Below are 13951 nucleotides of genomic sequence, written 5' to 3' on the forward strand. Positions count from 1 at the left end.
CGGCGGACCGGCAAGCGGTGCGAGAGGTTGTCCCGCGCCGCCGGCCGCATTAGATGCAGGCGCCCCCCGTCCCGCCGTCTCCCGGCGGGCGCCGCAATCGGAGTGAAATCGTGGCCGCCGATCCGATCGTCGTCGTCTCCGGTCTCGAAAAGACCTACGAGACCGGCTTCAAGGCCCTGAAAGGCATCGATCTCGCCATCGAGCGGGGCGAGATCTTCGCGCTCCTCGGGCCGAACGGCGCCGGCAAGACGACGCTGATCGGCATCATCTGCGGCCTCGTCCGGCCGACATCGGGCACCGTCACCGCCGACGGCCACGACATCGTCCGCGACTATCGCGCCGCCCGTGCCGCGATCGGCCTGGTGCCGCAGGAGCTCGCCACCGACACCTTCGAGACGGTGTGGAACACGGTCTCCTTCAGCCGCGGCCTGTTCGGCCTGCCGGCCGATCGCGCCGAGGTCGAGCGGGTGCTGCGCGAGCTCTCGCTGTGGGACAAGAAGGACGCCAAGATCAAGACGCTGTCCGGCGGCATGAAGCGCCGGGTGCTGATCGCGAAGGCGCTCGCCCACGAGCCGCGCATCCTCTTCCTCGACGAGCCGACCGCGGGCGTCGATGTCGAGCTGCGCCGCGACATGTGGGGGATCGTGCGCCGGCTGCGGGAGCGCGGCGTGACGATCATCCTGACGACGCACTATATCGAGGAGGCCGAGGAGATGGCCGATCGCATCGGCGTCATCGACAAGGGCGAGCTGATCCTCGTCGAGGAGAAGCACAGGCTGATGCGCAGCCTCGGCCGCACGAGGGTGAGCGTCGGCCTGCGCGAGGCGCTGATCGCCGTGCCGCCCGGCATCGACGACCGGCTCACCCTCTCTTCGGACGGGACGACCCTGTCGCTCGTGCTCGACGGCGAGACCGAGGACGACGACGACAGCATCGCCGCGCTCGTCAAGGCGCTGTCCGCCCGCGGCATCGATTTCAAGACCATCAACACGACCCGCTCCTCGCTCGAGGAGATCTTCATCGACCTCGTCGGGAGCCGCTCGTGAACCTTCAGGCCATCCGCGCCATCTATCTCTTCGAGATGAGCCGCACCTTCCGGACGCTGCTGCAGAGCATCGCCTCGCCGGTGATCTCGACCGCGCTCTATTTCATCGTCTTCGGCTCGGCGATCGGCCAGCACATGGCGACGATCGACGGCGTTCCCTATGGCGCCTTCATCGTGCCGGGCCTCGTCATGATGACGCTGCTCACCCAGAGCATCGCCAACGCCTCCTTCGGCATCTATCTGCCGCGCTTCACCGGCACGATCTACGAGCTGCTCTCGGCGCCCGTCTCGGTGGTCGAGGTGCTCGCCGGCTATGTCGGCGCGGCCGCCTCGAAATCGGTGCTGCTCGGGGCGATCATCCTCGTCACGGCGCGCTTCTTCGTGCCGTTCGAGATCGTCCATCCGGTCTGGATGGTCGCCTTCCTCGTGCTGATCGCGGTCACCTTCAGCCTGTTCGGCTTCATCCTCGGCCTGTGGGCCGACGGCTTCGAGAAGCTGCAGATCGTGCCGCTGATGATCGTGACGCCGCTCGCCTTCCTCGGCGGCACGTTCTACTCGATCGACATGCTGCCCGGCATCTGGCGCACGGTGAGCCTGTTCAATCCGGTCGTCTATCTCGTCAACGGCTTCCGCTGGTCCTTCTACGGCGCCTCGGACGTCTCGCCCGGCGTCAGCTTCGGCATGACCTTCGTCTTCATGGCGCTCTGCGTCGGCGTCGTGACCTGGATGTTCCGGACCGGATACCGGCTCAGGACCTGACGCCGACGCGGAAAGCGCCGTCGCTCAGAGGGCGAAGCCGCCATCGGCGAGATGGATCTGGCCGGTCGTGTAGCTCGCCTCGTCGGAGGAGAGATAGACGGCGAGCAGCGCGATCTCCTCCGCCGTGCCGAGCCGGCCCATCGGCTGGCGGTCGACGAAGGCCTGGCGGACCTCCTCGAGCGTCTTGCCGAGCTTCTCCGCCTGGTCGGCGATGCGGCCGTCGAGCGAGGGCGACTGGATCGTGCCCGGGCAGATCGCGTTCACGCGGATGCCCTGCCGGATATAATCGGCCGCCACCGACTTGGTCAGGCCGACCACCGCCGCCTTCGAGGCGCCATAGGCGTAGCGGTTCGGAATGCCGCGCACCGAGCTCGCCCCCGAGGCGATGTTGACGATCGCGCCGCGGCCCTTTTCGAGCATGCCCGGCAGGAAGGCGCGGATCGTCCGGTGCATCGACTTGACGTTGACGTCGAAGGAGAAGTCCCACTCCTCGTCGGAGGTCGTCAGCGCGGTGCCGTGATGCACATAGCCGGCGCAGTTGAAGAGGATGTCGACCGGGCCGACCTCGCTCGCGAGCGCGTCGACCGCCGCCGTCGAGCGCACGTCGAGCGCGTGCAGCGCAGTGATGCCGTGCGCCGCCAGATCGGCGATCAGCTCCGGCTTCAGATCGGTGGCGATCACCTCGGCGCCCTCGGCGGCGAAGGCGAGCGCGGTGGCGCGGCCGATGCCGGCGCCCGCCGCGGTCAGGAAGGCGCGCTTGCCCTTCAGTCGGTCGGCCATGGTCGTTTCCTCGTCTCTCTCGTGTCGCTTGTTATTGGTCTTGATGGGGTTTCTCGGTGGGGCTGCCGCCGCGGCGTCAGAGCGCGGCGCGGATCGCCTCGAGGCTCTGCCGCTGCCGGCCCTGCGCATCGAAATTCGCCGGGTCGAGCCAGGCGTCGAAAGCGGCGCGCGCGCGCGGCCATTCCGTATCGAGCAGCGAGAACCAGGCGGTGTCGCGGTTGCGCCCCTTGATGATCATGTGGGCGCGGAAAATCCCCTCATAGGTGAAGCCGAGCCGGGCCGCGGCGCGGCGCGAGGGTGCGTTGAGCGCGTTGCACTTCCACTCGTAGCGGCGATAGCCGAGATCCTCGAAGACGTGGCGGGCGAAGAGCGCCATCGCCTCGGTCGCCGCGGGCGTCCGCTGGAGCGCCGGGGCGTAGAGGATGTTGCCGATCTCGATCGCCCGGTTGGCGGCGTCGATCCGCATCAGACAGGCGTGGCCGAGCGTGCGGCCGGCGGGGTCGACGAGGGCGAAGAGGAGCGGATCGTCCTTCTGCGCCGCCGCGGCATAGAAGGACGCGAAGCGCTCGGCGTCGGCGAACGGCCCCTGCGCCAGATAGGTCCACAGCCCGTCATTCTCGGCTCCCGCGACAGCGGCAAAGAGCGGTGCGGCGTGGACGGCCGCGTCGAAGGGCACGATCGAGATATGGCGGCCGCGCAGCGTGATGCGCTCGGGCCGGGGCGCGGGGCGCGGGTCGACGGGGTCGCCGACCGGTTGTTCGGAAGCGGGAAGGGACATCAGGCGGACCGGGCGGGCGGGGTGGGAGGAGCGATGCCGCGGCGGGCGAGCTCGGCGAGGATCGAGGCGGGCAGGCCGCGGCAGCCGCAGGCCGCGGCATGGGCGAGATGCCAGTCGACCCGCTCGCCGAGGGTCGGGTTCTTCGGCATCGGATGGGCCTCGTGCCAGGCCGCGTTGATCTTGCCCATCGGGCTTGCCGTTTCGAATTGCAATCGGCCCGACGATGCGCTGAAAGGTGAGGGAAGATCAATGGCCGAAACGGCCGACGCTTCGGGAGACGCCATGTTGAGGACGATCGCCGGCTTCGACCGGATCGGCGAAGAGAACGCCTTCGCCGTGCTCGCGCGCGCCACCGCGCTCGCCCGCGAGGGGCGCGACATCATCAATCTCGGCATCGGCCAGCCGGATTTCTCGACGCCGGAGCACATCGTCGAGGCGGCGGTGAAGGCGCTGCGCGACGGGCATCACGGCTATACGCCGGCGACCGGCATCCTGCCGCTCCGCGAGGCGGTGGCCGCCGATGTGGAGAAGCGCACCGGCGCGCCGGTCTCGCCCGACAATGTGGTGATCGTTCCGGGCGGCAAGGTGACGATGTTCGCCGCCATCCTGATGTTCGGCGAGCCGGGCGCCGACATCCTCTATCCGGATCCCGGCTTCCCGATCTACCGCTCGATGATCGAGTTCACCGGTGCGCGGCCGGTGCCGATCCCGATCCGCGAGGAGAACGGCTTCGCCTTCTCGGCGGAAGAGACGCTCGCCCTGCTGACGCCTGAGACCCGCCTCGTCATCCTCAATTCGCCCGCCAATCCGACCGGCGGCGTGACGCCGAAGGCGGAGATCGACAAGCTCGTCGCCGGCCTCGCCGACCGGCCCGACATCGCCATCCTCGCCGATGAGATCTACGGCCAGATGGTCTATGACGGGCTCGAGCACGTCTCGCTCCTCTCCTATCCGCAGGTGCGCGACCGGGTGATCCTGCTCGACGGCTGGTCGAAGACCTATGCGATGACCGGCTGGCGGATGGGCTATTCGGTGTGGCCGGCCGGGCTCGTCGACAAGGTGCGCAAGCTCGCCGTCAATTGCTGGTCCTGCGTGAACGCCCCCTCGCAATGGGCGGGCCTTGCCGCGCTGACCGGCCCGCAGGACGCGGTCGCCGCGATGGTGGCGGAGTTCGACCGGCGCCGGCACGTCGTCGTCGAGGCGGCGAACCGGCTGCCCGGCGTGTCGTGCATCGTGCCGAAGGGCGCCTTCTACGCCTTCCCGAACATTCTCGAGACCGGCTGGAAGGCGAAGCCGCTCGCCTCGGCGCTGCTCGAACAGGCGAATGTCGCGACGATCGGCGGCCCGGATTTCGGCGTCTACGGCGAGGGCTATATCCGCATCTCCTACGCCAATTCGACCGACAACATCCTCCGCGCCATGGAGCGCATCGGCGCCTTCCTCGCCGAGAACCGCAAGGCGGCATAGCGCGGCAGTCCCCTCTCCCGCTCCGCGGGAGAGGGGAAGAGGGCGTCGAACGCGCGCGGGCTCGTCGCCTGAAAAAACAGCGCCACGGCCGGGCATCCCCTCTCCCGCTCCGCGGGAGAGGGCAGGGTGAGGGCTCTTCCCTTACGCCACCCAGCAGGCGACGCGGGTTTCGCCGCGCCATTCGAGCGCCGGGCGGTCGACCCGGCATTTGGCGATGGCGAGCGGGCAGCGCGGGTTGAAGGCGCAGCCGGGCGGCGGCGCGAGCGGCGAGGGAAGCTCCCCCTTCAGCCGGGCGCGGGCGCGGGGTCGTTCCGGATCGGCGACCGGCGTCGCGGAAAGCAGCGCCCGCGTATAGGGATGCAAGGGCGCCGCGAACAGTTTTTCACGCGGCGCCTGCTCGACCACACGGCCGAGATACATCACCATCACCGCGTCGGCCATGTGCCGCACCACCGAGAGGTCGTGCGAGATGAAGAGATAGGCGAGGCCGAACTCTTCCTGCAGCGCGATGAGCAGGTTGAGCACCTGCGCCCGCACCGACAGGTCGAGCGCCGAGACCGGCTCGTCGAGGACGAGGATGCGCGGCCGCAGCATCAGCGCGCGCGCGATCGCGATGCGCTGGCGCTGGCCGCCCGAGAACATGTGCGGATAACGGTCGGCATATTCGGGCCGCAACCCGACCCGCCGCATCATCTCGGCCGCCGCCTCGCGGCGCTCGGCCCGGCTCGTCTGTGGCCGGTTGATGGCGAGCGGCTCGGCGAGCGCGTCGCCGATCGTCTGGCGCGGATTGAGCGATCCGTACGGATCCTGGAACACGATCTGCACTTCGCCGCGCAGCCGCTTCAGCGTCGCGGCATCGGCGCCGGCGACATCGGCGCCGTCGATCAGCAGCCGGCCGCCCGAAGGGGGCTCGATCATCGTCACCATGCGGGCGAGGGTCGACTTGCCGCAGCCCGATTCCCCGACCACGGCGAGGGTTCGGCCGGGCTCGAGCGTGAAGCTCGCCTCGGCGACGGCGTGGACGACGGCCTCGGGCGCGAAGAGCCGGCGCGGCAGGACATAGCGCTGGGCGAGGCCGACCGCCTCGAGGAGCGGGCGGGCGCTCATGCGGCGCGCTCCCGGCCGGCATCGGGATCGGGATGGCCGACCGGCCGGCCTTCGGCGAGCGGGTAGTGGCAGAGCGCGAAGCCGGCGATCGCCCCCTGGCGCGGCGGCGCCTTGTCGCGGCAGCGGGCGGTCGCGAAGCGGCAGCGCGGCTCGAAGAGGCAGCCCGGCGGCCGGTCGAAGGCGCCGGGCACCGTGCCGGCGATCGAGGGCAGCATGCGGCCGGTCGCCCGCTCCGGCAGGGCGGCGAGGAGCGCCGCCGTATAGGGATGGTGCGGATCGCGGAACAGCGAACGCACGTCCTGCTCCTCGACCTTCTGGCCGGCATAATGCACCGCGACCCGTTCCGCGGTCTCGGCGACGACGCCCATGTCGTGCGTGATCAGCACCAGCGCCGTGCCGGTCTCGTCGCGCAGCCGCACGAGCAGGTCGAGGATCTGCGCCTGGATCGTCACGTCGAGCGCGGTGGTCGGCTCGTCGGCGATGATCAGCTTCGGCCGGCAGGCGAGCGCCATGGCGATCATCACCCGCTGGCTCATGCCGCCCGAGAGCTGGTGCGGGAAGGCGGCGAGCCGGCGCTCCGGCGCCGGAATGCCGACCGCGTGCAGCAGTTCGAGGGTGCGCGCCCGCCGCTCGGCCTTCGACAGGCCGAGATGGACGGCGAGCGCCTCGCCGATCTGCCAGCCGACGGTGAAGCACGGATTGAGGCTCGTCATCGGCTCCTGGAAGATCATCGCGAGGTCGCGGCCGACGATGCGCCGGCGCTGCCGCGGCGCGATGCCGAGCAGGTCCTTGCCGTCGAAGGCGAGCCGCTTCGCCGAAACGGTCGCCGACCAGGGGAGCAGCCCCATCACGGCGAGCATCGCGACCGACTTGCCGGAACCCGATTCGCCGACGACGGCGGCGATCTCGCCCGCCTCCACCGCCAGCGACACGCCGTCGACGGCCCGGAACGGACCGGCCGAGGTCTTGAAGTCGACCGAAAGCTCTTCGATCTCGAGCAGGGGCATCAGCCGCTCCGCATCTTCGGGTCGAGCGCGTCGCGCAGGCCGTCGCCGACGAGGTTGATGGCGAGCACGGTGACGAGGATGGCGAGGCCCGGCAGCGTGACGATCCAGGACGCGGACTGCAGGAATTCGCGCGCCGACGCGAGCATCGCGCCCCATTCGGGCGTCGGCGGCTGCGCGCCGAGGCCGAGAAAGCCGAGCGCCGCGGCCTCCAGAATCGCGTTCGAGATGTTGAGCGCGGCCTGGACGATGATCGGCGCCATGCAGTTCGGCAGCACGGTGCGGAACATGATGCGCAGCCGCCCGGCGCCGGCGACCCGCGCGGCGACGACATAGTCGCGCGTCTTCTCCGACAGCGCCGCCGCCCGCACCAGCCGGACGAAGTTCGGCAGGGTGACGATGGTGATCGCGACGATGGTGTTCGCAAGGCTCGGGCCGATGATCGCGACGATGACGATCGACAGCAGCAGCCCCGGCACCGAGAGGATGACGTCCATCGCCCTCAGGATGACGATCGCCGGCCAGCGCGGGAAGAAGGCGGCGACGAGGCCGAGCACGATGCCGAGGGCGAGCGAGGCGACCACCACAGCGACGCCGATGAAGAGCGACAGCCGCGCGCCGTGAATGAGCCGCGAGAGCATGTCGCGGCCGACCTCGTCGGTGCCGAGCAGGAAGGCGGCATTGCCGCGCGCGTCCCAGACCGGCGGCACGCGGACGAAATCGCGGAACTGCTCATAGGGCGAATAGGGCGCGAGGAGATCGGCGAAGATCGCCGCGAGGGCGAGAAGGACGAGCACGGCGAGCCCGGCGACGGCCGCGCGGTTGGCGGCGAAGTCGCGCCAGAACAGGCGCAGCGTCGAGGGCGCGGCGATCGCGGCGGCCGGACGGGTCGAGTCAGCGGCCATGGCGGATCCGCGGATTGAGCGCGCCATAGGCGAGATCGACCATCAGATTGATCAGGATGACGAGGCCGGAGACGAGCAGGATGCCGCCCTGCAGCACCGGATAGTCGCGCCGCTCGATCGATTCGATCAGCCAGCTGCCGATGCCCGGCCAGGCGAAGATGTGCTCGGTCAGCACCGCGCCGCCCATCAGCATGCCGGTCTGCAGCCCGATCACGGTGACGACCGGGATCAGCGCGTTGCGCAGCGCATGGATGCCGACGACGCGAAAGGGCGGCATGCCCTTCGCGCGCGCGGTCCGGACATAGTCCTCCGACAGCACTTCGAGCATGGCCGAGCGGGTCATCCGCGCGATGGTGGCGAGCGGGATGGTGCCGAGCACGATGGTCGGCAGGACGAGATGGGCGAGCGCCGAGAGGAAGGCGCCGTCCTGGTCGGACAGCAGGCTGTCGATCAGCATGAAGCCGGTCACCGGCTCGAAATAATAGAGGAGGTCGATCCGCCCCGAGACCGGCGTCCAGCCGAGATCGACCGAGAAGAACAGGATGAGGAGCAGCCCCCACCAGAAGATCGGCATCGAGAAGCCGGCGAGCGCCGTCCCCATCAGCGCATAGTCGAGCACCGTGCCGCGCTTCAGCGCCGCGACGACGCCGATCGGCACGCCGAGGATGACGGCGAACAGCATCGCCGCGAGCGCGAGTTCGAGCGTCGCCGGGAAGAGCGTGAAGAACTCCCGCAGCACCGGTTCCTTGGTCGAGATCGAGACGCCGAAATCGCCATGCGCGAGGCCGCGCAGATAGTCGAGGAACTGCACGACGACCGGCCGGTCGAGGCCGAGCTCGTGGCGCAGCAGCGCGAGCCGCTCGGGCGCGATGCCCCGCTCGCCGGTGCGGACCTCGATCGGGTCGCCCGGCACGAGACGGATGGCGACGAAGGTCAGGAAGGCGATCGCGAGAAAGGTCGGAACGACGACCGACAGGCGGCGGATGAGGAAGGACAGCATCGGCTGTGGTGACGGGACGGCGGCGGATACGCTCCGCCGCCGCCGCTGTCCGCTGGTCAGTCGAGATCGACGCCGTAGAATTCGTGCCGGCCGAGCGGGCTCACCTTGTAGCCCTTGACCTCCTTGCGGACCGGCTCGAACACCACGGAGTGGGCGATCGTGTAGACCGGCACCTCGTCGTGCACGATCTCTTGCATCTCCTCATAGAGCTTGGTGCGGGCCGCCTTGTCGGTGAGCTTGCGCGCCTCCTTCAGCTTCTCGTCGAAGCTCGGATCGCACCATTTGGAAAGGTTCTGGCCGCCGGGCCGGGCGGCGTCGCAGCCGAGCAGGAAGAAGAAATTGTCCGGATCGCCATTGTCGCCGGTCCAGCCGAGCTGGCCCATCTGGTGCTCGCCGGCCTGCAGCCGCTTGCGATACTCGCCCCATTCGTAGGATTTCAGCTCGGCCTTGATGTTGAGCTTGGCGAGGTCGGCCTGGACGATCTCGGCGATCCGCTTGGCGTTCGGATTATAGGGCCGGGTCACCGGCATCCACCACAGGTCCGTCTCGAAGCCGCCCTCGAGGCCGGCCTCCTTCAGGAGTTCCTTCGCCTTGTCGACGTCATAGGCATAGGGCTCGACCGCGTCGTTGTACGACCAGATCGTCGGCGGGATGAAGTTCTTCGCCGGCTGGCCGGCACCCTGATAGACGTCGCGCAGGATGGTGTCCTTGTCGATCGCATGGGTGATCGCGAGGCGCACGCGCTTGTCGTCGAAGGGCTTCTTCGTCACGTTGAAGGCGAGGTAGCCGATATTGAGGCCGGGCTGGGAGAGCAGCTCGACATCGCCGTTCTGCTTGATCGTCTCGAGATCGGCCGGGTTCGGCTGCAGCATCACATGGCATTCGCCCTTGGCGAGCTTGGCATAGCGCGTCGTCGGATCGGGCGTGATGGCGAAGACGAGATCGTCGATCGCCGCCTTGCCGCCCCAGTAGTCGGCGAAGGCCTTGAAGCGGATCACCGCGTCCTTCTGATAGGCGATGAAGGTGAACGGCCCGGTGCCGACCGGTTCCTGGTCGACCTTTTCCGGCGTGCCGGCCTTCAGCATGGCGGCGGCGTATTCGGCCGAATGGATGGTCGCGAAATCCATCGCCAGATTGGCGAGGAAGGGCGATTCCGGCCGGGCGAGCGTGAACTTGACGGTGTAGTCGTCGACCTTCTCGATCGCCTTCAGGAGATCGGGCATGCCCATGTCGTTGAAGTAGTCATAGGCCCCGCCCGAGACGTTGTGGTACGGATCGTCCGCCTTCCACATCCGGTCGAAAGAGAAGAGCACGTCGTCCGCGTTGAAGTCGCGCGTCGGGGTGAAGCTCTTCGAGGAATGGAACTTGACCCCCTTGCGCAGATGGAAGGTCACCTCGAGCCCGTCGGCGGACACCTCCCAGCTCTCGGCGAGACCGGGGATCACATTGGTGGTGCCGCGCTCGAACTCGACGAGCTGGTTGAAGACCGGCCGGGCGGCGTCGAAGGAGGTGCCCGTGGTGTTGATCTGCGGGTTGAAGTTCTCCGGGCTCCCCTCGGAACAATAGACGAGGGTCTTCGCCTCGGCGGCGGCGGCGAAGCCGGCCGACAGGAGGGTGGCCGCCAGAAGGCGTGTGATCATCTTCATCGCTGAGTTCCCCTTGATCGACGCTCCTTGCGGGAGCGCTCGGCGGATCGGGGGCCTGGCGGCGCCTTGGTGGCGGCTCTGCGGCGCGATCCACCTGTAGTCGAGCCGAGGGCGCGGCCGAATGCAAGCCCAATTCGTGTCGCCGGCCTCACCGCCGCAGTGCGGCGGCCATCTTGTCGGCGATCGCCTGCGAGGAGCGCAGATGCGATTCGACCGTCAGGTCGGCGACGCGCGGGCTGAGGATCAGGTTCGGCACGCGGGCGAACACCTTGCCCGCCTCGCCGGTCAGCGGTTCCGTCTCGAAGCCGTCGATCGCCGCGCCGCGCAGCCGGCCGGTCGACAGCATGTTGGCGAGCGCGGCTTCGTCGACGACGCCCGCGCCGCCGACCGCGATCAGCACGGACCCCGCCTTCATGCGCATCAGCGCCGCCGGGCCGAGCAGGCCGTGCGTCTTCGCGTGCGCCGGCAGGTGCACCGAAAGGACGTCCGACCCGGCGATCAGCGCGTCGAACTCGGATCGGGCGAGGTCGCGCCAGACCGGGCTCGTCTCCTTGAGGAAGGGGTCCCAGCCGGCCACCGTCAAGCCGAGCGCGCGGGCGCGCAGGGCCGCCGCGCGCGCCCCGAGATCGAGCCCGAGCAGGCCGAGCCGCTTGCCGGCGATCTCCCGCCCGACGAGATGGCCGCGCGGCCACTGGCCGGCGATCACGGCGGTGGTGGACAGGAAGGCGCCGCGCATCAGAAGGAGTGCCGCCGCGAGCACGTATTCGGCGACCGAATCGGCGACCGTCTCGGGCGCGCGGATGACCTCGATGCCGCGCCCCTCGCAGGCCAGCCGGTCGACATTGTCGGCCGGCGTGCCGATCTGGCCGACGACGCGCAGCGCGAGCGCATCGGCGATCAGCGGGATGTCGACATCCGTCCGCTCGCGCACGATCAGGCCGCGGACCTTGCGGATGATGCGGCGCAGGCCCTCGGGGTCGAGCCCCAGGGTCGGGTCGTAATGGACCTCGAATTCGCGCGACAGGGCGGCGACCGCCTGCTTGTGCATGAATTCGGTGATGACGATCTCGGGCACGTCCGGCCTCCAGAGGCCCGAGGGTCAGCTCCAGAGGAGATCGAGCGAGAAGCGGTGCACGTCGCGGCAGAGCGCGACGAAGGCGGCTGCCTGATGCTCGATCACCGCGCGTCCCTTCTCCGCCGTCGCCGCCGCCGCATTGCCGACCACCCCCGCCGGATTGAGATCCTGCGCCTTCCAGCCGAAGCCGACCGGTCCGTGCACGCGCAGCCGCTCGAACGCCTCGGCATAGACGGTCTGGGTCGAACGGAAGTCGCTCGCCTCGTCCATCCGGACGAGATCCGGCCGCAGCGCCAGCATCACCGAGGTCTCCATGTCGCCGCCATGGATGCCGTAGCTCGCCTCCTCCGGCGCGAAAAGGCCGGGCGGGTCGCCGAAGCGCGACCAGGAGGCGAGCACGACGAGCATGTCGTGCCGCACCCGCAGCTCACGCGCGACGACATCCATCAGCGCGACATTGCCGCCGTGCGAATTGGCGATGACGAGCTTGCGCACGCCGGCGCGCCGCACGCTCTCGCCGATCTCGAGCCAGAGCCTTGTCGCCGTCTCCCAGCCGATCGTCAGCGTGCCGGGCGACGAGATGTGCTCGTTCGACTTGCCGACCGGCTGCAGCGGCAGGAAGCTCACCGGCAGGTCGTCCGGCATCAGTTCGATCGCGCGGCCGATCAGGCCTTCGGCGATGCAGGTGTCGGTATAGACGGGCAGATGCGGACCGTGCTGCTCGATCGCCGCGATCGGCAGAACGGCGATCCATTCGGCCGTGTCTCCCTCGCGGAAGTCGACGGCCGTCATCTCGTGCCAGCGGCGGCGGGGAAGGGCGAGACTCATCCGGGGGCTCTCTCTCGGCACCGCGACGCGGCGACTCGCCGAGCATTTATCAGGACTAGAGCGCTTCGAGAAACGCCTTCGCGACGCGGCCGTGCTCGGCGCGCAGCGCGGCGACGTCGATGCCGGTCGGCAGACCGTTCTCGACCTTCCAGGCGCCCGCCACCATGACGCGATCGGCCGCATGGGCACCGCAAAGGACGAGCGCGGCGAGCGGATCGCCGGCGCCCGAAAAGCGCAGTTCGTCGAGCGTGAAGAAGGCCATGTCGGCCTGCTTGCCCACCGCGATCGCGCCGATGTCGCTGCGGCCGAGGCAGCGGGCCGAACCCTCGGTCGCCCAGCGGAACGCGTCGAGATGGGTGACCGAGGCCGCGTCATAGGTGAGCCGGTTGATCATCAGCGCGTGCCGCACACCCTCGATCAGGTTCGAATTGTCGTTCGAGGCCGAGCCGTCGACGCCGAGCCCGACCGGGCTGCCGGCCGCCTCGAGCTCCTTGGTCCGGCACTGGCCGGAGGCGAGCACCATGTTGGACGTCGGGCAATGGCAGACGCCGACGCCGTGCCGGCCGAGGCGGCCGACCTCCTCGTCGTTGAAATGAATGCCGTGCGCCAGCCAGACCTTGTCGTTCAGCCAGCCGACCTCTTCGAGATAGTCGACCGGGCGATAGCCGTAATGCGCCATGCAGTAGTCGTTCTCGTCGATCGTCTCGCCGAGATGGGTGTGCAGCCGGCACTGGAAGCGCTCCGCGAGCGCGGCGCTCTCGACCATCAGCCGCTTGGTCACGGTGAAGGGCGCGCAGGGCGCGAGCGCCACCTGCAGCATCGCCCCGTCCGAGGCGTCGTGATAGCGGCCGAGGATGCGCTCCGAATCGGCGAGGATCGTATCGGTATCCTGGACGATCGAATCGGGCGGCAGGCCGCCATCCTTCTGCGACAGATCCATCGAGCCGCGCGTCAGCGTCATGCGCAGGCCGACCCGCGCCGCCTCCTCGGTCTGGACGTCCATCGCGTCCTCGATGCCGCCGGGGAAGAGATATTGGTGATCGGAGGCGCAGGTGCAGCCCGACATCAGGAGTTCGGTGAGGGCGAGCCGCGTCGCGAGCCGGAACGCCTCCGGCTTCACGTGCCGCGCCCAGATCGGATAGAGCGCCTGGAGCCAGGGGAACAGCTCCTTGTTGATCGCCGATGGATGCGCCCGGGTGAGGGTCTGAAAGAAATGGTGATGGGTGTTGACGAGGCCCGGGGTCACGACGTGCCGGCCGGCATCGAAGATGCGGTGCACCGGATGGGCGGGCTCCGCCCCCTTGCCGACCAGTTCGGCGATCCTGCCGTTCTCGACCACGACGCCGCGTTCGGCGCCCTCGGCGAGCACGGCGATCGGATCCTTCACCCACACGCGCTCGCTCATCATCCACTCCCCGTCACCGCTCGTCCGCGCCGTTCGGCCGACGCTAGGACGCCGCCCGTCGCGAGGCAAGGCGGCACCGCGGCGGGCCGGCGGATCGTCCGTGCCGGCGGCGCCCGGCGCCGCCCGCGCGTTGCATACCTTGGGGTGCGCGA

The 13951-nt window shown here is 69.3% G+C and carries 14 protein-coding genes; 3 read left to right on the forward strand and 11 right to left on the reverse strand.

All coding sequences use genetic code 11. The annotated features are described in order from the left end of the window. The first annotated feature begins 107 nt into the window (after positions 1–107). Positions 108–1046, forward strand: coding sequence for an ABC transporter ATP-binding protein (locus GGQ63_RS07140; protein ID WP_343061129.1), 939 nt, complete (start codon positions 108–110; stop codon positions 1044–1046). Beyond that, on the forward strand, positions 1043–1804 hold the full coding sequence (locus GGQ63_RS07145) for an ABC transporter permease (RefSeq protein WP_183854146.1): 762 nt from the start codon (positions 1043–1045) through the stop codon (positions 1802–1804). The genes GGQ63_RS07140 and GGQ63_RS07145 overlap by 4 nt, the downstream gene beginning before the upstream one ends. Positions 1805–1828: 24 nt before the next feature. Here the strand turns inward: GGQ63_RS07145 and GGQ63_RS07150 are convergent, their stop codons facing one another. The 3 genes from GGQ63_RS07150 to GGQ63_RS07160 form a co-directional block, all read right to left on the reverse strand. Then, positions 1829–2584: an SDR family oxidoreductase gene (locus GGQ63_RS07150; protein ID WP_183854148.1), complete on the reverse strand. Its 756-nt coding sequence runs from the start codon at positions 2582–2584 to the stop codon at positions 1829–1831. Positions 2585–2660: 76 nt separating this feature from the next. Next, positions 2661–3362 carry a GNAT family N-acetyltransferase gene (locus GGQ63_RS07155; protein WP_183854150.1) on the reverse strand — a complete coding sequence of 234 codons (702 nt, stop codon included), beginning with the start codon at positions 3360–3362 and terminating at the stop codon, positions 2661–2663. Further along, a complete protein-coding gene (locus tag GGQ63_RS07160) occupies positions 3362–3550 on the reverse strand; it encodes a hypothetical protein (RefSeq protein ID WP_183854152.1) in 189 nt (62 codons plus the stop codon). Before GGQ63_RS07160 ends, GGQ63_RS07155 begins: the two co-directional genes overlap by 1 nt. A 94-nt stretch (positions 3551–3644) precedes the next feature. On the opposite strand from GGQ63_RS07160, the gene GGQ63_RS07165 reads away from it, so the two are divergent. Then, positions 3645–4829: a pyridoxal phosphate-dependent aminotransferase gene (locus GGQ63_RS07165; RefSeq protein ID WP_183854155.1), complete on the forward strand. Its 1185-nt coding sequence runs from the start codon at positions 3645–3647 to the stop codon at positions 4827–4829. Between the two features lie 141 nt (positions 4830–4970). Here the strand turns inward: GGQ63_RS07165 and GGQ63_RS07170 are convergent, their stop codons facing one another. The 8 genes from GGQ63_RS07170 to GGQ63_RS07205 all read right to left on the reverse strand — a co-directional run bounded on the left by GGQ63_RS07170 (position 4971) and on the right by GGQ63_RS07205 (position 13799). Continuing rightward, positions 4971–5936, reverse strand: coding sequence for an ABC transporter ATP-binding protein (locus GGQ63_RS07170; protein WP_183854157.1), 966 nt, complete (start codon positions 5934–5936; stop codon positions 4971–4973). After that, the gene (locus tag GGQ63_RS07175) at positions 5933–6943 is read right to left on the reverse strand and encodes an ABC transporter ATP-binding protein (protein ID WP_183854159.1); all 1011 of its coding nucleotides are present in this window, start codon (positions 6941–6943) and stop codon (positions 5933–5935) included. Before GGQ63_RS07175 ends, GGQ63_RS07170 begins: the two co-directional genes overlap by 4 nt. Next, the gene (locus GGQ63_RS07180; protein WP_183854161.1) at positions 6943–7845 is read right to left on the reverse strand and encodes an ABC transporter permease subunit; all 903 of its coding nucleotides are present in this window, start codon (positions 7843–7845) and stop codon (positions 6943–6945) included. The genes GGQ63_RS07175 and GGQ63_RS07180 overlap by 1 nt, the downstream gene beginning before the upstream one ends. Then, positions 7835–8845 carry an ABC transporter permease subunit gene (locus GGQ63_RS07185; RefSeq protein WP_183854163.1) on the reverse strand — a complete coding sequence of 337 codons (1011 nt, stop codon included), beginning with the start codon at positions 8843–8845 and terminating at the stop codon, positions 7835–7837. The genes GGQ63_RS07180 and GGQ63_RS07185 overlap by 11 nt, the downstream gene beginning before the upstream one ends. 56 nt (positions 8846–8901) lie before the next feature. Further along, positions 8902–10485, reverse strand: a complete 1584-nt coding sequence (locus tag GGQ63_RS07190; protein ID WP_425502070.1) for an ABC transporter substrate-binding protein — start codon at positions 10483–10485, stop codon at positions 8902–8904. A gap of 154 nt (positions 10486–10639) precedes the next feature. Then, positions 10640–11566, reverse strand: coding sequence for an NAD(P)-dependent oxidoreductase (locus GGQ63_RS07195; protein ID WP_183854167.1), 927 nt, complete (start codon positions 11564–11566; stop codon positions 10640–10642). 24 nt (positions 11567–11590) lie between these two features. Beyond that, positions 11591–12394: a creatininase family protein gene (locus tag GGQ63_RS07200; protein WP_210308430.1), complete on the reverse strand. Its 804-nt coding sequence runs from the start codon at positions 12392–12394 to the stop codon at positions 11591–11593. Positions 12395–12449: 55 nt separating this feature from the next. Further along, positions 12450–13799, reverse strand: a complete 1350-nt coding sequence (locus tag GGQ63_RS07205) for an 8-oxoguanine deaminase (protein WP_210308431.1) — start codon at positions 13797–13799, stop codon at positions 12450–12452. Positions 13800–13951: the final 152 nt, after the last annotated feature.

Source organism: Prosthecomicrobium pneumaticum (assembly GCF_014199915.1).
Lineage (GTDB): Bacteria > Pseudomonadota > Alphaproteobacteria > Rhizobiales > Kaistiaceae > Prosthecomicrobium > Prosthecomicrobium pneumaticum.